The 19,266-nt window shown below is 51.3% G+C and carries 21 protein-coding genes, 3 tRNA genes and 1 pseudogene; 7 read left to right on the top strand and 18 right to left on the bottom strand.

From position 1 onward, the window contains the following. Nucleotides 1–34: 34 nt before the first annotated feature. Entirely contained in the window at nt 35–433 is a 399-nt protein-coding gene (locus EDF78_RS04385) for a VOC family protein (protein WP_133822650.1), read from the bottom strand. 212 nt (nt 434–645) lie between these two features. On the opposite strand from EDF78_RS04385, the gene EDF78_RS04390 reads away from it, so the two are divergent. Then, a complete protein-coding gene (locus EDF78_RS04390) occupies nt 646–1,053 on the top strand; it encodes a MysB family protein (protein ID WP_095921316.1) in 408 nt (135 codons plus the stop codon). A gap of 6 nt (nt 1,054–1,059) precedes the next feature. On the opposite strand, the gene EDF78_RS04395 is transcribed toward EDF78_RS04390, so the two are convergent. The 3 genes from EDF78_RS04395 to EDF78_RS04405 form a co-directional block, all read right to left on the bottom strand. Continuing rightward, entirely contained in the window at nt 1,060–1,305 is a 246-nt protein-coding gene (locus tag EDF78_RS04395) for a YceK/YidQ family lipoprotein (protein WP_095921315.1), read from the bottom strand. A 205-nt stretch (nt 1,306–1,510) separates the two neighbouring features. Next, entirely contained in the window at nt 1,511–4,093 is a 2,583-nt protein-coding gene (gene mdoH / locus EDF78_RS04400) for a glucans biosynthesis glucosyltransferase MdoH (protein ID WP_133822651.1), read from the bottom strand. Then, nucleotides 4,086–5,621, bottom strand: coding sequence for a glucan biosynthesis protein G (locus EDF78_RS04405; protein ID WP_119827424.1), 1,536 nt, complete (start codon nt 5,619–5,621; stop codon nt 4,086–4,088). Before EDF78_RS04405 ends, mdoH begins: the two co-directional genes overlap by 8 nt. Before the next feature lie 332 nt (nt 5,622–5,953). Here EDF78_RS04405 and mdoC point away from each other — a divergent pair, with 332 nt between their 5' ends. Then, a complete protein-coding gene (gene mdoC / locus EDF78_RS04410) occupies nt 5,954–7,138 on the top strand; it encodes a glucans biosynthesis protein MdoC (protein ID WP_095921313.1) in 1,185 nt (394 codons plus the stop codon). Nucleotides 7,139–7,210: 72 nt separating this feature from the next. On the opposite strand, the gene EDF78_RS04415 is transcribed toward mdoC, so the two are convergent. Continuing rightward, nucleotides 7,211–8,245, bottom strand: coding sequence for an HlyD family secretion protein (locus EDF78_RS04415; protein WP_133822652.1), 1,035 nt, complete (start codon nt 8,243–8,245; stop codon nt 7,211–7,213). A gap of 58 nt (nt 8,246–8,303) precedes the next feature. Then, nucleotides 8,304–9,905 carry an MFS transporter gene (locus tag EDF78_RS04420; RefSeq protein WP_133822653.1) on the bottom strand — a complete coding sequence of 534 codons (1,602 nt, stop codon included), beginning with the start codon at nt 9,903–9,905 and terminating at the stop codon, nt 8,304–8,306. Nucleotides 9,906–10,150: 245 nt separating this feature from the next. Here EDF78_RS04420 and EDF78_RS04425 point away from each other — a divergent pair, with 245 nt between their 5' ends. Further along, entirely contained in the window at nt 10,151–10,930 is a 780-nt protein-coding gene (locus EDF78_RS04425; protein ID WP_131692585.1) for an IclR family transcriptional regulator, read from the top strand. A gap of 24 nt (nt 10,931–10,954) precedes the next feature. Further along, nucleotides 10,955–11,401 (top strand): universal stress protein, encoded by a 447-nt coding sequence (locus EDF78_RS04430; protein WP_095921309.1) that lies wholly within the window; start codon nt 10,955–10,957, stop codon nt 11,399–11,401. A 62-nt stretch (nt 11,402–11,463) separates the two neighbouring features. Here the strand turns inward: EDF78_RS04430 and EDF78_RS04435 are convergent, their stop codons facing one another. From EDF78_RS04435 to EDF78_RS25930, 3 genes are all read right to left on the bottom strand, one after another. Further along, the gene (locus EDF78_RS04435; protein WP_095921308.1) at nt 11,464–11,724 is read right to left on the bottom strand and encodes a hypothetical protein; all 261 of its coding nucleotides are present in this window, start codon (nt 11,722–11,724) and stop codon (nt 11,464–11,466) included. A gap of 402 nt (nt 11,725–12,126) precedes the next feature. Beyond that, entirely contained in the window at nt 12,127–12,465 is a 339-nt protein-coding gene (locus EDF78_RS04440) for a DUF2502 domain-containing protein (RefSeq protein WP_095921307.1), read from the bottom strand. 251 nt (nt 12,466–12,716) lie between these two features. Continuing rightward, nucleotides 12,717–12,848 carry a hypothetical protein gene (locus EDF78_RS25930; protein ID WP_013576285.1) on the bottom strand — a complete coding sequence of 44 codons (132 nt, stop codon included), beginning with the start codon at nt 12,846–12,848 and terminating at the stop codon, nt 12,717–12,719. A gap of 178 nt (nt 12,849–13,026) precedes the next feature. On the opposite strand from EDF78_RS25930, the gene EDF78_RS04445 reads away from it, so the two are divergent. Beyond that, nucleotides 13,027–13,239, top strand: coding sequence for a YccJ family protein (locus EDF78_RS04445; protein WP_095921306.1), 213 nt, complete (start codon nt 13,027–13,029; stop codon nt 13,237–13,239). Nucleotides 13,240–13,300: 61 nt separating this feature from the next. Here EDF78_RS04445 and EDF78_RS04450 read toward each other — a convergent pair whose 3' ends face one another. The 3 genes from EDF78_RS04450 to EDF78_RS04460 all read right to left on the bottom strand — a co-directional run bounded on the left by EDF78_RS04450 (nt 13,301) and on the right by EDF78_RS04460 (nt 14,523). Then, on the bottom strand, nt 13,301–13,561 hold the full coding sequence (locus EDF78_RS04450) for a hypothetical protein (protein ID WP_095925092.1): 261 nt from the start codon (nt 13,559–13,561) through the stop codon (nt 13,301–13,303). 51 nt (nt 13,562–13,612) lie between these two features. Further along, nucleotides 13,613–13,888, bottom strand: a complete 276-nt coding sequence (locus EDF78_RS04455; RefSeq protein ID WP_119826509.1) for a hypothetical protein — start codon at nt 13,886–13,888, stop codon at nt 13,613–13,615. Nucleotides 13,889–14,004: 116 nt separating this feature from the next. Then, nucleotides 14,005–14,523, bottom strand: coding sequence for a YlaC family protein (locus EDF78_RS04460; protein WP_095921304.1), 519 nt, complete (start codon nt 14,521–14,523; stop codon nt 14,005–14,007). A gap of 178 nt (nt 14,524–14,701) precedes the next feature. Between EDF78_RS04460 and EDF78_RS04465 the strand changes: the two genes are divergently transcribed. Next, nucleotides 14,702–15,178 carry a GyrI-like domain-containing protein gene (locus EDF78_RS04465; RefSeq protein ID WP_095921303.1) on the top strand — a complete coding sequence of 159 codons (477 nt, stop codon included), beginning with the start codon at nt 14,702–14,704 and terminating at the stop codon, nt 15,176–15,178. A gap of 5 nt (nt 15,179–15,183) precedes the next feature. Here the strand turns inward: EDF78_RS04465 and deoR are convergent, their stop codons facing one another. Next, the gene (gene deoR, locus EDF78_RS04470; protein ID WP_119826511.1) at nt 15,184–15,948 is read right to left on the bottom strand and encodes a DNA-binding transcriptional repressor DeoR; all 765 of its coding nucleotides are present in this window, start codon (nt 15,946–15,948) and stop codon (nt 15,184–15,186) included. An 84-nt stretch (nt 15,949–16,032) separates the two neighbouring features. Then, nucleotides 16,033–16,692 (bottom strand): annotated as a pseudogene (locus tag EDF78_RS04475) (metallophosphoesterase). 225 nt (nt 16,693–16,917) lie between these two features. On the opposite strand from EDF78_RS04475, the gene EDF78_RS04480 reads away from it, so the two are divergent. After that, nucleotides 16,918–17,184 carry a hypothetical protein gene (locus EDF78_RS04480; RefSeq protein ID WP_015697978.1) on the top strand — a complete coding sequence of 89 codons (267 nt, stop codon included), beginning with the start codon at nt 16,918–16,920 and terminating at the stop codon, nt 17,182–17,184. Between the two features lie 150 nt (nt 17,185–17,334). On the opposite strand, the gene wzz(fepE) is transcribed toward EDF78_RS04480, so the two are convergent. The 4 genes from wzz(fepE) to EDF78_RS04500 all read right to left on the bottom strand — a co-directional run bounded on the left by wzz(fepE) (nt 17,335) and on the right by EDF78_RS04500 (nt 19,200). Beyond that, the gene (gene wzz(fepE) / locus EDF78_RS04485) at nt 17,335–18,453 is read right to left on the bottom strand and encodes an LPS O-antigen length regulator Wzz(fepE) (protein WP_119826516.1); all 1,119 of its coding nucleotides are present in this window, start codon (nt 18,451–18,453) and stop codon (nt 17,335–17,337) included. A gap of 442 nt (nt 18,454–18,895) precedes the next feature. Continuing rightward, nucleotides 18,896–18,981: transfer RNA gene (locus tag EDF78_RS04490), tRNA-Leu, on the bottom strand. Between the two features lie 11 nt (nt 18,982–18,992). Next, nucleotides 18,993–19,066, bottom strand: a tRNA-Cys gene (locus EDF78_RS04495). A gap of 58 nt (nt 19,067–19,124) precedes the next feature. Beyond that, nucleotides 19,125–19,200 (bottom strand) — tRNA-Gly (locus tag EDF78_RS04500). Nucleotides 19,201–19,266: the final 66 nt, after the last annotated feature.

Genomic DNA, 19,266 nt, shown 5'->3' on the forward strand with positions numbered 1-19,266 from the left:
CTTTGCAAAGCTGAAATTCTGCTGACATTTGTGGTTATGCCGCCCAGTCTCTTAACGCAAGCACCACGCGATAGCCGTCAATATCCTCAAAGGTTTTCCCGCACTGATCCCAGTAGGGATTAAACGAAGGCACCATGATAAAACCCGCCTGCAGCATCTGTTCACAGTGCGTCTGCCACGCCTGATTATCCGGGATGTAGAACACCAGAAGGTTGTCTTCGGTGGGCGCACGCCCCACCTGGGAACCGTGATGATGGGTAAACTCAAGGTGATAATGATGTTGCGGATGCCCGACCAGCACGCCATCAAACCCCTGATGATCGTTAAAACTGCCGATTATTTCAAAACCCAACCCCTGCGAATACATGCGGGCTATCTTTTCAAGATTATCCGTCGGGCGCGCGACCCGTAATACTGCTTGTCGTGAAACCATCTCCACTTCCCTTTTTTAAAACCGCCGCAACATCGCAAGCAAGAAACTGAGGATAGCAGAAAAAAATGGTCTGTTTTTCATCTGAAAACTTGCATCCTGCCAGTTATCGACAACACTCATTTAATCAGGTTTTTCACTGTCAGATGGCCGTTACTTGTTCATTAATAACGCTATTTGCTGCACATCTGTTCCTTTCACCTCAGGAGACAACAATGAGCATGTACGCAACGCTTGAAGAAGCTATTGATGCCGCCCGCGAAGAATTTCTCGAAGCCGCACAGGACAGAATTCACGGCGATGAAGAGCCGGTGCCGGATCAGTTCAATCTGCAAAAATACATCATGCAGGATGGCGATGTGATGTGGCAGGCGGAATTCCTCAGTGGTGAAGGGGATTCCATCGAGGCGCTGACCTTCCGCAGCGGTGCCGCGGCGCAGGCGATCTTTGACGAAGATTATGACCAGATAGAACTGGAAGAGGAATGGCAGGAAGAAGCCACGCTGTTTGAATGGGATGAAGGTGAGTTTCAGCATGAGCCGCCGCTGGATACCGAGGAAGGCGAAGCGGCCGCAGAAGAATGGGACGACGAAGACGATTATCCGGGACGTGATATCGACTAAACCGGTTTATTCGTAAGGCCCGTGGCGGGCGTCAACCGGCAGCATGAAGGTGTCGACAATCATCGACAGCGGGACATCGATGACAGTGACGTAACGCCACGGGCTGTCCCGTAAATCCCACTGTACGCCGGGATAATACTGGTTGCCATGTCCCTGCCCCGGCACAGTACGGCTGATAATACTGCCGCATCCGGTCAGCGTTGCCACAGCAAATGCCACTATACATCCCCGAAAAATAACCCGTTTAATCACTCACCCAACCTGTCGATTCAATTCAAAAGAAATGCTTTATGGAGCGCTGAATAGCGCGGCCAGCTTAGCACGCATACCGTCCCGCTTTTGTTAAGAGGAGGTAAATATTCCTGCGCCACCCGCTAAAGAGTAACCTGTCTTTCACCACAAAGAAAACGGGCAGCATGTTTGCACATGCTGCCCGTTTTTATTCACTCAATGTCATTCAGGCCGGTTTCACTTCCAGCGTCTGGGTGACAGGGAATGCCTGAACATTGCGCGGCAGTTGCGCGTAGTGAGCACTCCACGCCTGCTGATCAGGTTGCGTCCACACCGCCGAGTGTAAACGCGCCATCAGCACCGGATCGCTCAGCAGGATCAGACGATCTGCTTTGCCCAGATCCTTAGGACCGGTTTTCAGCGCATGCTCCAGATGAGCACGACGGCCGTTTTCTACCGTCTCACGCAACAGGTGACGGGAGGTTGCCATCGCCGTCGCCAGTGCGTTGAAGCCCGGATCAAAGACCGCGTGCATAAAGCCATTTTGCAGCTTACGCGAACGGTTCAGCGTCAGGTATTCTTCGGTAGCCACCAGTTCACGCGGCGGATCGTACTCTTCCGGAATCAGGAACAGTTTGGCTTTCTTACTCTTGATCCCCAGTGTCGCACGGCTCGACAGAACAGAGACGATAGGTGACAGGATCAGAGAGAAGACGATGGGTGCCAGCCACCACAGGAAACGCAAGTCCAGCCACGCCATACCGGCAGCCCAGACCGCACCCAGCAACAGCTGAGATCCGTGACGCTTAAAGGCTTCGCCCCACGGGGTGTCGTCATCGTCACGCTGCGGTGAATTCCAGACCACTTCCCAGCCCAGGAACGCGCTGACCACGAACACGGTGTGGAACAACATACGCACCGGCGCCAGCAATACTGAGAACAGCATTTCCAGGAACATCGAAACCAGCAGGCGGAATGCGCCACCGAATTGTTTCGCGCCCTTCGCCCAGATCAGCACGATACTCAGCAGTTTTGGCAGGAACAGCAACACCATGGTGGTCGAGAACAAGGCGATTGCCAGCTCAGGACGCCATTGCGGCCACACCGGGAACAACTGACGCGGTTGCAGGAAGTACTGCGGTTCCATCAGCGTATGCACCACCTGCAACGCGGTAGACAGCGCCAGGAAGGTAAACCACAGCGGTGCCGACAGATAAGACATGACACCGGTCAGGAATACCGCACGGTGAACCGGGTGCATCCCTTTGACCAGGAACAGACGGAAGTTCATCAGGTTACCGTGACACCAGCGACGGTCGCGTTTCAGCTCGTCAAGCAGGTTCGGTGGCAACTCTTCGTAACTGCCCGGCAGATCATAAGCAATCCACACGCCCCAGCCTGCACGGCGCATCAGCGCAGCTTCCACAAAGTCATGAGACATGATGGAACCGGCAAATGAACCTTCACCCGGCAATGGCGCCAGCGCACAGTGCTCGATGAACGGCTTCACGCGGATAATCGCGTTGTGGCCCCAGTAGTGGGATTCACCCAATTGCCAGAAATGCAGACCGGCGGTAAACAGCGGGCCGTACACACGGGTCGCAAACTGCTGGCAACGCGCATACAGCGTATCCATGCCTGACGCTTTTGGCGCAGACTGGATAATACCGGCGTTCGGGTTGGCATCCATCAGGCGCGCAAGACCGGTCAGACATTCACCGCTCATGACGCTGTCGGCATCGAGGATCACCATATAGGCATATTCCCCGCCCCAGCGACGGCACCAGTCATCAATGTTGCCACTTTTACGTTTCACACGGCGGCGGCGACGGCGATAGAAAATGCGACCATGACCTTCGACGTCACGACACACTTCCATCCAGGCTTTTTGTTCCGCTACGCAGATATCGGGATCGTAACTGTCACTCAGTACGTAGATATCAAACTGATCCAGATCGCCCGTGGCTTTCACTGATTCATACGTTGCGCGAAGACCCGCGAAAACGCGCTCCACGTCTTCGTTACAAATCGGCATGATCAGCGCAGTACGGTTGTTCGGATTAAGCGGTTCATTGCCTTTGGTCGACGCGGTAATGCTGTATTTGTCGCGGCCGATAAGCAATTGCAAAAAGCCCATCAGTGCGGTCCAGAAACCGGCCGATACCCAGCAGAACAGAATGGCGAACAACACCAGAATCCCGGTCTGCAACACGTAAGGCAGCAGTTGCAGAACCGACTGTTGCCAGTCCTGATTCAGCATATCGCTCGGGTCGATCAGCGCCCAGCCCTGATAAGGCAGAATGGTTTTCATGTACCAGGTGGCGATGGCCGTCTGAACCAGCATCAGCACCAGCAGGATGTAACGGCGCACGGAACCGGCATGACGCCAGCGTTTTTCCGACTCTGGCATATGTGAAGTGGTGTGGCGGGAAGCCGCACTGCGCCCCATCAGGTTATCCCAGAAACGGCCCACCGGGTTGGTGCGCCAGACATCAGGGAACATGCTGGAACGTTTCACCGGCGGCATCGCACTGGCAATGGTACGCCCTTCGTTATCGACTTCATCCAGCGTGCCCTTTTCCAGGGCATCCGGCCAGCTTGCGCCAACACGGGCTTTCACTGATACCAGAGGCGCATCAGGATCGGCCGCGTTAACAGAGGCAGTCACATCACCGCCTAAGCGGTGATGTACGGTAGCAAAAGCCTGCTCTTCCGCAGCGGGAAGCTGCTGAGTGAGCACCGCTTTCTGTTCATCAGTAAGCGGCAAAGCTTCTACATAATCATGAGTAGAGTGCGTTGACTTATTCATTTGCAGGCAGCTGATAGCTCCAGGTTTCACTCAGAGTTTTGTCGCCATTGGCCAGAGAAGCGCGCATTTCAATCGCTTTCTTCGGATCTTTCACTTTCAGGCGCAGCGTCAGACGCCAGCCCTTGGTTACCGGATTATAGCGGACGGAGTTTTCAACCAGATCGCCGTTGTCACCTACGCTGACCTGAGACGCCACCGGAGTGTCGCTCTTCAGGGCTTTCAGATTTGGACCGACAAAATCGACCAGGAAAGCCACGCTACCGTCAGGCTCACGGATCAGGTTCGACTGTTTCACATCGCCGGTAGAACGCATGGTACGTTCAACCCACGCCAGATCCGGAGAGTGCAATTTCTCTTCTTCACGGGTGAAGTGTAAACGATAGTTCAGACTCAGCGGTTTGCCTGCATCAGGCAGCTGATCCGGTGTCCAGAAGGCCACGATGTTATCGTTGGTTTCGTCGGCAGTAGGAATTTCCACCAGCTCGACTTTACCTTTACCCCAATCGCCCTGCGTCTCAACCCAGCCACTTGGGCGCAGGTCGTAACGGTCATCCAGATCTTCAAAGTTAGAGAAGCTACGGCCACGTTGCAGCAGACCGAAGCCTTTCGGGTTCTCCATGGAGAACTGGCTGACAGCAAGGTGTTTTGGATTATTCAGCGGACGCCAGATCCATTCACCGTTACCGGCGTGGATAGACAGACCGTTGGAATCATGCAGCGCCGGACGGTAGTTCAGCACAGGCGAAGGCTGGTTTGCGCCAAACAGGAACATACTGGTCAACGGTGCCACACCCAGTTTGCCCACTTTGTCACGCAGATAAACCTGAGACTGCACGTCAACCGTGGCTTCTTTACCCGGATACACATCCAGACGGTAAGCGCCGGTCGCACGCGGTGAGTCCAGCAATGCATAAATGACTAAATGTTTTTCATCCGGGTTTGGACGTTCGATCCAGAATTCACGAAAACGCGGGAATTCTTCGCCGGAAGCCAGCGCGGTGTCGATCGCCAGACCACGGGCAGACAAGCCATAAACCTGGCCTTTACCGATGACGCGGAAGTAGCTGGCACCCAGCACACTCATAATTTCGTCATCTTTGTCGGCTTTATTAATCGGATAAAGCACTTTGAAACCGGCAAAGCCAAGGTTTTTCACTGAGTCAGCGTCATGCTTAACGTTGCCAAAGTTGAAATAATCCGGGCTGTATTTGATTTCTTTGACAGAGTTAGCCGTCACTTCGTTGATTTTCACCGGCGTGTCGAAGTACATGCCCTGATGGTAGAACTCAAGCTTGAAAGGCGTATTCAGGTTTTTCCAGTACGCTTTGTCATGATTGAATTGAATCTGTTGGTAGTCTGCGAATTTGAGATCGCGGAACTGAGACGGAAGATTGCTTTTCGGCGCTTCGTAACCTTTATCGGCTAATGCCTTCGCTTGTTTGGCAACATCATCTATAGAAAAAGCCCAGGCAGATGAGGTGAACATGGTCATCAACACTGCGGCACTTAGCAAACGGACTTTGATCATACGTGACCCTATGGAAAAATTTTTATCCGACACCTTGTCTCCTTTACGTGCGCTTAACTCATTCACTGTAACTATTTTAAGGGAAGTGTCAGGTTTCCGACAACTTGAGCAGTCGATGGTTCAGCCATTGATGAACCGTTTAAGCGCAACAGGGTACAAGGATATCAATTCGTTGAAACTCCGGCTATGGAAACTTGTCCTATAACAAGGCATGTTTTAAGGTTAGAAACTAAACTAATGTCAACGATGGTCATTTTTGCTTACGTCGCAAATTACCCCTAAAGACAAATTACGCTCTAAAATTAGGATGAGCTACATACAACGGATACGTAATGAAACCACAGAAACCACAACGTGAGTTTTTCTTAGACTCCATCCGCGCATATTTGATGCTGCTGGGTATTCCTTTCCATATATCATTGATTTACTCCAGCCATATCTGGGCAGTAAACAGTGCAATACCTTCGCACGGCCTGACGATATTCAATGACGTGATCCACGCCTTCCGGATGCAGGTGTTTTTTGTTATTTCCGGTTACTTCTCTTATATGCTGTATGAGCGCTACAACCCGCAGCAGTGGCTGAAGGTGCGTCTGGAGCGGGTCGCCATCCCGCTGGCGGCGGCCTTCCCGCTCATCACGCTTCCGCAACTCTATTTCCTGATGAAGTACACCAGCAAATTCTCAGACTGGGATGCGATGGATTTCTATCAGAAAATTAATGTCACCGTCTGGGAACTGGTCTCCCATTTATGGTTCCTTTTAACATTAGTTATTCTGACCAGTATTTGTTTTTACCTGTTCAAATTTATTAAAGAAATTAAGAGCAGTCGCATTGAATTAATAAAACGGCATACAAACAGTTTAGGAAAACTCTCAATTCTGTTTTTATTTATCGGTTTAATTTACGCGACGTTCAACCGGGGCTTGTATCTTTTTGCGCCAGGTTTGCTTTCGAACGGTGCGTTTAATTTCATCGTGATGCAGACATTGTTTTATCTGCCATTTTTTGTCATCGGCGCGTTTGCTTATAAATTCTCCTGGTTGAAAGAACTGTTTCTGAAACCGTCGGCGACAGCGGGCGTGGCGAGCATCTTCCTGTTCGCGGCTTACATGTTCAATCAACATGTGAATACCCCGCAGCTGTATTCGATGGAAATCGACGCCATCATCACTACCCTGCTGGGGATCCTGATGGTAAATGTCGTGTTCTCCTTCAGCCATTACCTGCTAAATTTCCAGGCGCCGTGGATCACCTATCTGGTGAATTCGTCGCTGTTTATCTATCTGATCCACCACCCTTTAACGCTGATTTATGGCGCGTTCATTACGCCAAAAATTCACAGCGACTGGCTGGGATTCTGGCTGGGACTGGTGTTTGTCTTCGGGATTGCCTTCCTGCTTTACGAAGTCCATAAGCGCATCCCGATCCTGCGCTTCCTGTTCTCAGGCAAGCCCCAGCATCCGGCGAAAAAAGCGCCTTCAGATGCCAATCCGCCACAAAATCAGACATCCTGAACCTGATTAAGCACGCATAAAAAAGGCGACCCGGCATCAACAGGGTCGCCTTTTTGTTGCAAAATGCGTCGGTCAGCGTGTCGTTGTGTGGATTGTAGGGATCACTGACATGCCGACTTTCAGACGTTTCGCCTCAGGCTGTTCGCCATCGAGCACGATTTTAACCGCCAGACGCTGCACCACTTTGGTGTAATTCCCGGTGGCATTGTCAGGAGAGATCGGCGAAAACGTCACGCCGGTCGCCGGAGAAATGCTGTCCACCTTGCCTTTCAGTACCACTCCCGGCAAGGCATCGACTTTGATATCCACCGGCTGCTGCGGCTGCACATCGCCCAGCTGGGTTTCCAAATAATTCGCCACGATGTAAGCACTTTTCAACGGCACGACAGCCAGAACGCGCGTGCCGGCGGCCACATATCCGCCAATACGCAGCGAACGCTGGCCGACGACGCCATCCACCGGCGCCGTGATTTCGGTGTAGGAAAGATTCAGTCTGGCCTGTGCCAGCGCCGTTGTGGCGGAATCGATAGCCGCTTTCGCTTGCGCCTGTTCAGCCTTCAGCACGTCCACCTGTTTTTCTGCTCCCAGCGCCGCAGCGATGTCGCTTTGCTGTGATGCCAGCTTCGAACGCAAATTGGCATCAGACTCATCACGCGCATCTGCCGTGCCCGAGCCGTTTTGCAGCAGACGTTTGTAACGGTCGGCGCTCTGACGCGCGTAAGCAATGCTGGCCGCATCCGCGCTGACCAAAGCCTGCGCCTGCAAAATCGTTTGCTGTTGTTTCGCCAGCTGCGCGGTCAGGCTGAGCATCTGCGCATTCGCCGTTTCAAGACTGGCTTGCGCCGTCAGCACCGCATTGCGGTAATCACGGTCGTCAATGCGTGCCAGCACCTCCCCCGCTTTTACCGTCTGGTTATCCTGCACATAAACATCGGCAAGGGTGCCGGAAATGCGTGGCGCGACAAGCGTGGAATCCGCCGAAACAAAGGCATCGTCGGTCACCGGTCTGCTATCCCCGCTGAGTATCCAAAAGGCCATCACAACCAGAAAAATCACCACCACGATGGCGAACAGCCAGCTCAGGCGGACAGGTGAGGTTTTTATCATGATTCTTTTCTCTCGTGCTTTTTTATTAGTGGAATACATTTTTCAGGCGATGCGTCACTCACGGGCGTTGCACCAGAGACTGAGGCGGATAGGTGCGTTTGGGCAAAACAGCGGCCAGCAGGATCAGGAACAACGCCAGCCCGATGATGACCCTGTAGGTATCCGCCAGCCCCAGCACCAGCGCCTGCTGTTTCACGCCCTGAGAAAACCGGGACAGGATTTCGGTCGAAATGGCCGCGCCGCTGCCGTTGAGAGGCGCGAGGAAACTGCTGTCGCCGGCATAAGGCTGGGAGAGCAGATAGCTCACGCTGCCCGCATGATTGAGCAAAATATTGGAATGGAACTGCTCCCGATGGCTGACAAACACCGCCAGCAACGACGCGCCCATCACGCTGCCCAGCCCGCGGGTGGTATTGAACATTGCTGAAGCAAAAGGTCCTTCCTGCGGCTGCACCACGCTGGTCGCACTCATCAGGATGGGGAGCACCGCCATCGGCTGGCCGAAAGCCTGCATTATCTGGATCACATAGAAGTTATCGCGCGCCCAGACGCCGGTCAGATGCGTCCCCCAGTAGCAGGAAAGCCCCACCAGACCCAGCCCGCAGGCCAGCACCCAACGGCTGTCAACCCGGCGCAGGGTCAGTACAAAAGCGACTAACGGCGCCAGCAATAATTGCGGTAAGCCAATGGTCAGCGCCAGCGGCCCGACCTGCACGGCGCGGAATCCGCCCACCTGCTCCATATAGCTTGAAGGTAACGCTGAGCCGGATAAAAACAGGAACATCAGCGCAAACAGCGTAATTAAGCCATGCGCCAGATTATGCCGTCTGAGCATTTGCAGTTTGAAAAGAGGCAACGGGTGATGCCATTCATTAACCAGAAAAATGGTCAGTAACCCGAGGGCGGCAAAAAACATCATCGTGATCAGGGGCGAATGAAACCAGTCCAGACGTTCACCCTGTTGCAGGGCCAGCACCAGCAGGGAAATGCCGCCCGGCCCGGCGACCATACCCACCACATCCATCTGTTTAAAACGTTCAAAACGCAACGGGTCCTGCGGCAGACCATATGTGATCATGGCGGTTGCCAGCAGGCACGGCGGGATCACCTGCCAGAACACCCACTCCCAGCCGACGTAATCGGTCCACATCGCCGCCAGCGAGGTCGCCATATTAGGCCCGAATGTGGCGGTCAGGGCATACGCACTCAGTCCGTATAATTTGTATTGCGGCGGCATAAAACGCAGGGCGGCGGTCATCAGCAAAGGCGGCAGTGCACCGCCGAAAATACCCTGTACCGCGCGCAGGGCGATGAACAGCGGCAGATTCGGGGCGTAGGGCAACACCGCCGCCAGCAGGACAAATCCCAGCGTGATAAAAATGGTGAAACGGCGCAGTGAAAATGTCATGGCGAACCAGGGTGCCAGCATCATTGCCGACACTTCCGCTGCCTGATACACACCAATCAGCCAGGATCCCTGATCGGTACTGATACTCAGCGCGCCACGCACATCCGCCAGAGCGATGTCGGTGACGCGGTCATTTAGGCCTGAACACAACGAGGCGAACAACACGCCCAACAGCCCGATCACCAGCCTGAGGTTAAAAGGCGGTGGCACAGGCATCGCAGCGGCAGGCGCCGTCGTGATTGACTGATTCATAGTTAACTCCACCGCTTATGGATGCGGCGATAGTGAGAAGGCAGGTTTGGTGTCATGGGATAGCAAAGACGATCGACATCACGTAAATTTCGATGCATTGCACCACATTGCGATACACGGCAAAATACTATAATACGGTGCACTGTATTGCAATGTGATTAAAAATTGTTTTTCCCCGGTTGAGCCATTACATTGACCCTTCAGGGTCTTGGTATGGATCACGCGACGCGAATAAAGGAGAAATGATGGCTCAGGACATTCCGGCAGACGAAGAACGCAGCGGTGGGATCCAGGTGATCTCGCGGGCAGCAACCATCCTCAATGCGCTGGGGAAACACCCGCAAGGCATGAGTCTCGGGGCAATTGCCAATGACGTGGATTTGCCGCGGTCAACCGTGCAGCGGATCGTGGCGGCGCTGGCTGAAGAAGGTCTGGTGCGCTCCGAAGGCAGCGGCGGTGTACGACTTGGCCCGACGCTGCTGAAACTGGTGTCTACCGTGCATACCGATGTGATCGCCATCGCCTCGCCTTTCCTGCGTCAACTTTGCGATATCACCTGCGAAACGGTGTCCCTCGGGCGCGCGAGCGGACGGCAGATTGCCAATATCCACAGCATTGTGGCAGAAAGAGAACTGCGCGTGGTGCCCCGCGTCGGCCTGAATTTGCCGATTTACAGTACATCCGGTGGCCGCGCATTGCTGTCGCTGAAAACAGATGAAGAGATCCGCATTATTGTCGGTGATGTGCTGGAACCCGCCACCGAGAATACCGTCCGCACCCTTGATTCCCTGCTGGAAAAAGTGGCGATGGTGCGGGCAAGCGGTATCGCGCTGGAAGAAGGCGAAACCGTCAGTGGCGTCACCACATTGGCGGTGGCGATAGATACCATTCTGGGACGTTATTCTGTGTCGGTGCTGTTCCCTACCGCCCGCCGCGCCGCGCAGGAAGCGCAAATCCGCGAAGCGTTACTGGAATGCAAAACTGCCCTGATTGGCGAAATCGGCAAGTTGGGTGAAAACAAATAATGGGCCGTAAATAAAGGAGTTGCCGTGTTTGATGTCATTTTGCTCGCCGTAGACGGTTCGAAGCAGTCCCCTTTTGTGGTTGATCTCGCCTGCCAGTTGGCAAAAGATCGCGCATCGACCGTGTTTGTCACCTGCTGTATTGATGAATCTTATGCGCTGGAAAACAACGGCGATATCCCCGGCGAAATCGTCGATTATCCCCCGGCGGAACAGGAACAACATACTGCGCGCGCGGTGGTGGGCCGTGCACTGGACACGCTGGCTCAGGCCGGTATCAGCGCCAGAGGGAATCTGATTGTCGGTGCGGCGGGAGAAGCCCTGGTGGCCGAGGCGGCGAAAAGAAAGGCTTCCGTCATTGTCATCGGTCACCGACAGCTTTCAGCCTTTGGCCGTATGATGAAAGGATCGGTGAGTGCGGAAGTGATCGCCGGTTCGCCCTGCCCGGTATTGGTTGAAGTTCGCGGTAATTAATCACGTTGATTTTCATGTAAAAAAGCGCCCTGAGGCGCTTTTTTTAATTGAGGCAATAACGGTTATTTAGTATTTATCAGGCCCATCGACGCGGCCCATTCGCTAATATGATTTCGGTAAAAGAAAGTAATATCTAATTCGAGCGAGCATTCTTTCGATGGCGTCACATTACCTAAACACGGGTATTCACGTGGCCGGAACTCAAAAAGGAAATCGTCCATTTCCTCATCAGTCAGCAACTTATCGCCTTCAATTTTATCCTGATAGAAATAAGTATCCAGCATCCAGGTGCGGTATTCGAAATCGTTTTTAATCAATTGCATAGGGATATTCTCGGTAAATGACAGGGTGCATACCTGACTGACACTATCCCTGAATGACTGCCTGTCTCAGCAAGTACGCATCGCGTTCGAGCCATCCGTTGCCGTTCCGATAACAAGAAATTAACATACTAAGGCATATAAGCAAGCAGCAATTTGTCTTAAAAAGCCCTGCTTCGCATTTTCCCTTTTATTAATTAAAAAACAGGACATTAAATATATTTAATGTGAATGAATTAATTATTTAATATTCAGGGGGTGATTATTAAAAGAGAAGGATTATCAATAACGGGGGGGGGAACGTAAAAGGAACAGAACTGACATTGGGGATGCTTTTGCATCGCCACTGCCAACCCTGTTCCCAAAATCTGTTTTTATGCCTGTACTGCAATAATTCAGGTTCTGCTACCAGCGACCCGGCGGCGGACCTTCACGCCAGTGTCCCGGAGGGCCGTCATGCCAGTAACCCGGCGGCGGGCCTTCGTGCCAGTGCTCATGATGCCAGTGCGGCGGTGGTGGCGGAGCCGGTTCGTAATACACCCAGTGACCCCGTCCTTCATCACGATAATGATGATCCCACCAGCCTGGCGGACGCCAGTCACCACCATCCCAGTAATACCCGCGGTCATCACGGTCACCGATATGCAGTGACAGCCCCGGCATATTAACGCCAAGCTCGACGTCTGCCTGTGCGATAGCTGGCAAAGTTAGCAAAACGGCGAGAACAAGAATCAGTTTTTTCATTGTGAACCTCACGACCTGCTTATCAGGTGGTGACAAAGTACCGCCAGCTATCTTCCTGTTCTATAGGAATTTATCCCAAAAAAAATGCCCTGACGGTATCCTTACATTTGCGACAGAACGGCGTTCTGCACAGGCCATTGCAACGCTATGGCGGCAAAGGAAATTCAGTGAAATACCGGTTCTGAAGAATAAATAACAGATACAAAAAAACCGCCGAAGCGGTTTTCTGTTTGCTGCTTTGTTGTGCAAAATCAGATTTTACAGCCTTCGCAGTCACTTTCATCCTGAACGGCTTCAGGCACTTCTGCTGCTTTTTCCGCCGCTTTGACTTCAGCGGTTTCCAGTGCAGCATCAATGTCAAAATCAAAAATATCGTCGCTCATTCTCATCACCTTAATTGTTCAAAATCGCGTTCAGTATAAACGACAGGCCGTGTCCGGTGCCGGTTTTTTTGTGCCCTGCCAGCGCCGGATTTGCATAAACGCCGTCGGGAAACCATAGTTATAGTGAATACGTTGGTGTCACGGAGACACCTTCCGAACACAATACGAGGAGAACCGGATGACGACGTCAAACATCAAAGCCTGGGCCAATACCCGTGAAACCTCTCACGAAATCGCAGAAGCTATTTTCGAGCTGGCGAAGAACGACGAGAAACTGGCACAGAAAATCTGGGAAGAAGGCAACGATGAAGTCCTGCCTATCGCTTTCGCAAAAACTAAAGACGATTATTTATTCTGGGGCGAAGAGAAAATCGATCGCAAGAACGTCTGACGACGGGATGTGAGCCTGCGGGGCCGAACCCTGAGTCACGCTCAGGGTTCCTGCATGACGGTTAGCTGTCGAAGCCAAACCCCATTTTATGTGCCCACTCAAAGATCTGCTCTTTGTAGAAGAAACGTGGCTCGCACACCCCCGGCTCGCCCGGTGTCTGGATCATCACGGCCACACAAGGATAGGCAACCGGGCGGGCATCAAAGATAAAATCATCCACTTCCTGATCGGCAAACTCAGAGGTTTCGCCTACCGCGCTCGCCTGGAATATTTCATCCATTATCCACTGACGGTATTCAAATTCGTTGTTGATAAATTTCATCATTCACCTCTGTTCGGCTTTTACTCTACATGCGGTCCGGACCGGATTAATTCAACCGTGTAAGGCATCACCGCCGCAGCAAGGGCACACTTCAGCGCGTGACACGGACATTTCCGCGCAGCCATCGCTGTCCCATTCCACTCTCAACGGTTGGCCATTGTCATTTTCAGCGCGAATGAACCGATCAAAATGCACGGCCTGTCCGGTCATGGTTTCAGTAAGCAGCAGCGTATCGCCAGCATAAATGCGTGCGGTGGCCTGCGCATCTTGTTTTTCACCGGAAGTGATTTTGTGCAGATGATGAATAGTCAGTTTGATTCGTTCCACTGTCGCTCCTGTAACGGCATCACACCCTTTTCGTGTTGGGGATCCATTCACAAAAATGATGTTCAACCGTTATTTTATCAGAGCACGCAGGGTAACGTCATGGCCTGTTGCCATGTTTACGGGCGGTATGAGTGAGCTAACTGTGCGGTTCCTGCATTATCCGGCTGCTGACGTTCCAGACGCGCCAGATCATACACATCATAGAAGTCGACAAAACCTTTATGGCGGACAATCGATTCAATGCGATTTTTCACCTGCGCACTGACACCGGGGGCAGCAAGGATGGTCTGTACGGCATCAGCGGGCAGTTCACGGCTGAAATACCATTCCCCGTTGTAACACACCCGCAAATCCAGTACGCCGATATCTTCATAACGGTAAACCGGTTTAATTTCCAGCAACAACATGGCGGACATAAAGATCAGGAAAGCGGTAAAGCCGATAAACCAGCCGATGCCCATATAAGGAGAAACGTACATCACGATACCCACTGCGATGTACCCGACCAGCATCGCCAGACACAGCCACGGGTGGTTAACGAAGAACTCAGCGTTGATCCGCGCCTTACCATCGCGCCCTTCCTGACGGTTGATGCGATCAATTTCACTGTTTAATACGTTTTTGATTACGTCCATCTCATAACCTCATTGCGTCGCGACTATAATGCAATCTGATTACATAATTTTATCATGACAACTGTTATAGCGCGTAGAGCAGTTACCGTGAGTAAAGCGGCTAACTGTTATAGTTTGGCATTTGCTTAACGCTCAACAGGGAACCCACTCAATGCATGTCAGATAAAAGGAGATCATCGTGGCATTATTAATCGTAGAAAGACCAGCGAAAAAAGTGGTGAGTTATCGGGTGACCGGCCCTTATCAGGAGTCCATCCACAGCGGCTTTCAGCAATTGATGAAATGGGCTGCCCGACATCATCAGCCACAAAATGAATGGCTGACGTGGTTTCATGACAATCCTGATACCACGCCCGCAGAGGAGTTGCGCGCCGATCCGTCGGTGTGTGTGGCGGACAACTTTATTCTTGATGATGCGGAGGGGCTGACGTTGCAAACATTGCCGGGAGGCACCTATGCGGCGTATCACACCACCATTACTGATGGTAATTTTGAGAAAGCCTGGCGTGAATTTTACGCCCAGTTGCTGGCCAGCAGCAGCTATCGCCCTGACGGGAAAACCTGCTTTGAGCATTATCTCAGTGATGGCTCAAAAAATGGCATTTGGGAAGTGGTCTTTTATCAGTCAGTCGAAAAGATCCCGGCCATACGCTGAGGGCCTTAAACCCGCAGCGTGATGTCATACTGACCGCAAAAATCCCGATATTCCTGTGGTGGTTCAGCGTCGCTGACCACCACATTAAAACGCGCCAGCGGAGCAATCGCCGCCGGACGAACCTGATCAAACTTACTGCTGTCCACCACCAGAATACTTTGCGCAGAGCGCGCCATCGCCTGGTGTTTCATCAGCAGTTCATCAAAATTAAAACAGGTCACTCCGTGTTCAAGACTGACGCCCGCCGCTGAAATAAAAGCTTTCGCCGGACGGATAAAGTCCAGTTCGCTGCTGCGTCCGATGGGGGTAAAAATGCTGTTGCTGGCTTTAAAGGCGCCGCCACATAAGATGACATCGCAGTGCGGTTTTTCCTGCAGCGCCAGAAAGGTATTCAGCGAATAACAGATGGCGGTAAACACCCGGTCTTCTGGTATTTTTTCAATCACATACGGCATGGTGGTGCCGCAATCAAAAAATACCGTATCGTTATTCTGAATCAGGCTCGCAGCATGGGAAGCAAGGCGTTTTTTCTCGGCGACCTGACGGGTTTTCTGTTCACTGACAAAATAATGCGTTGCCGGGGTATTGCCGGGATCCATCACAATATAACCGCCCAGCAGGATCACCGGCGCGGGTGCAGAACTGAGGTCACGGCGGATCGTCATTTCAGAAACATTAAGCAGTAAAGACGCTTCTTTCAGGTGAATTTTATCTGTCTTTTTTAAGGCCAGCAGCAGACGCTGGATCCTGTCTTCACGCTTATTTTCCATGATGTTATCTCATGCCTTCCCGGTTCGCAGCCGCTCACTATACCGTTGCCCGTCAGTCACCGCAAACACGCAAAAGACCGGAGGTCATTGCAGCTGTTTCAGCGTCAGATATCCCCCAAAGACGGCACCGGTATCAATGTAAAACTGATTGGCAAATTGCATCGCGTGTTCCACCGGGGTGTGGCCGAAATAAAAGGCATCCGCACCGGTGATCGGCAGATAACGTCCCGCGAGAGCCGCATTCACCCGATCGCGATTCCAGATCACCTCATACCCTTCCATTGGTTTATTGAAAATATATTCATCTGAAAGATAATCGGCATGGGCCACCACGATACGCTCTCCTTTACGCGTGGTCAGCTCAAGGATATGCGGCAAGGCGTCGGCCTGTAAAATCAACGCTTTTGCCTGCTCCTGCGCCTCTTCGTCCAGCGCGTAGAACCAGTCGCCGCCATTGCGCAGCTAGCGGGGAATATTTTCTTCATTCACCGCATCAATGGCCATCTGCTCGTGATTCCCTCTGACGCAGACAAACCACGGCTCATTCAGCAGTTGCAGACACCCGACGCTGTCCGGGCCGCGATCGGCGAGATCCCCCACCGAAAGCAATAAATCGCGGCTGGGGTCGAAAGCAATTTTCGCCAGTTGCTCTTCAAGCAGGCTCAGGCAACCGTGCAGATCGCCAACGATGTAAATCTGTCGGTAAACGGAGCCATCAATACGCTGGTACAAAGCAGAAGACATACAGAATCAGAATCCATGACAAGAATGAATTCTTTAAGTGTAACGCAAGAATGTGCGGAGGAAAGTCCGGGGAAAACAGCAGAAGACTTTGTGCGGCGCATCAGCGGTTTTTACGCCCTCTACACTGAGTTGACGCTGAAATCCACTGATAATTAAATTACCGTTAAGCAACTGACGCCTTTTTGTGCTAGACTACTGCCCGCTCTAAGTAAAACCGGAGGTTTTATGAGTTCCACAGTATTAAGCGCTCAAGATGAGTGTCCGTTATGTCAAAGCACGAATAAGACGTCGGTCAATATGTCGGCGAAAATTGTTACTGTGACCTGCACTTCTTGTGGCCGTTACAGTATCTTCCGCAAAACCATGGAAGAGATCTCAATCGACAGGAAGAAACGTGTTGCTCTGCAGGCGTTCTTCACCAGCCAGCCAAACTACCACCTGCCTTTATCCATCAGGGCGCTGAGCAATACAGATTCATCGGGTGAATTCTGACCCTAAAAACGCCCCTCGGGGCTGTTTTAATTCCTCTTTCGCAATCCTTCTCCCCGCAGAGATGTTTCTTCTGACGGATGCTATTGCTGCAAAAGAATGAAGGCCACTCGTGAGTGGCCTTTTTTATCAACTGAACATTCATATTGCCATTCAGAGCGTCACGCGTTCCCGACGTTTCACAGACAGATGATGCAGTAATGCCATGGCAATCGCGCCCATCAACCCAAGGACCGTGAAAATCACCAGGATGATCATTCTCTTCGGTTCATCTTTTTTCGAAGGCACTTCTGGTTTCTGCAGATACTTGAACGGCTTGAACTCAACATTATCAATCTTCACATTCTTCAGAAGGTCGATTCTCATTTTGCTGTTACGCAGATCAACGCTCATGGTAAGTGGGTCGGTAATAGACTCTTCCACTTTCAATTTTTGACTCAGGGCATCTGCGCCCAGCGAGATAGCATAATCCGGATCGTCAACGATAACCGCACCGTTGGAATATACCGGTTTCTTCAGTCCGGCAGCATCTGCAATAGAGAGTGCATATTTTAATTTTTTAATCCGCACATCACGGGCATTTTGCACCTTCTGCATTTCTAAATCGAACAATTGCTGTTCTGTTTGCAGTTTTAAGGTTGTGGCGCGTTTAATTTTGAAAATAATATCAGCCCGGACCGCTTGTTCGACGTAATCAATATAACCCTGCAACAGATTTTTTGCCGCCTCAGGGGTTTTCGCAGAAAAGTTCAGGCGATAATAGGTATAGGCTTTCTTTGCCCCTTTATCATCAGCACTGCTGAACGTCGTAATATTATTGGTGTTGATCGCGTCCAGCAAACGGCGCTTCTGCAACTGATCTTCCGGGTTTTCCTGCATCAGTGCTTTGAAGTATTCAGAGTGCTGTAAATAGTTGTCACGAAGGATCCGTGAATCAAAATAACGCATATACGTCGAGAGGAGATAATTTGAATCAATTCCGGTATCAACACCGGCCACTTTTAATTCATCAATTAAATCATCAAGTCCCATGAATTCATCAGAGGCAGGGGCAATGATCACAGAGCTGCTGGTCCATTTTTGCGGCAAGATTGCGCCCACCACCAGTCCGGCGATAACAAAAGCAACCGTGACTAAAACAATAAACTTCCTGGCTTTAACTATTACCGAGAAAATTTCAAACAGGTCAATTTCATCATGCTTTACAAAAGGACTGTTCAGAACAGGGAGAGGCGTAACTTGGTCTTGCGGTAACGTATTATGACTGCTCATTTGAATGTTCCATTATTCAACTACGTACTGACGTAATTATGACCCAATAATATATCTGGCACTCCCCGTCATAGTGTCAGGCCTGCATAAAAACCTATGCAAAAATGCACACGAACAGACGGGGTAATGTCGCGAAAATATCGTCACTAACAAAAGCGCTTTGAGATTATTCTTAGAACATCCTAACGTAAATTCCTCACTGCTTACAGTTATATACAAACTTTTTTTGAATAATAGGCACTTTATGCCTCAAATTAATAAGCAAGCTAATATAATAATAAATGGACGAAATTAATTGCTTTAGCGACAGAAAAAGAGAGAAACAAAGAAAATTGAGTTAACACCGAAGAAGGGGCGAATTTCAGGCATAAAAAAACCACCCGAAGGTGGCTATAACGACATTACTACTTTATTGCTTTTGATTATTCTGTAAATTTTCCCATGGTACCCGGGACGAGACTTGAACTCGTACAGCCATAAGCCGAGGGATTTTAAATCCCTTGTGTCTACCGATTCCACCACCCGGGCTCCGGGAAAATTGGAGGCGCGTTCCGGAGTCGAACCGGACTAGGCGGATTTGCAATCCGCTACATAACCGCTTTGTTAACGCGCCTTAAATCTTACTACTTGTCTTGCACTTAAACCAATTATTGAATCAGTTTAAGAAAATTTGGAGCGGGAAACGAGACTCGAACTCGCGACCCCGACCTTGGCAAGGTCGTGCTCTACCAACTGAGCTATTCCCGCTTTAATCAGAAACTACTGATTTTTTTAGCTAATCTTCTGGCATAACACTGTCTGCCTTCCGATGCG

It is taken from the genome of Rahnella sp. BIGb0236 (genome assembly GCF_004364755.1).
GTDB lineage: Bacteria > Pseudomonadota > Gammaproteobacteria > Enterobacterales > Enterobacteriaceae > Rahnella > Rahnella victoriana.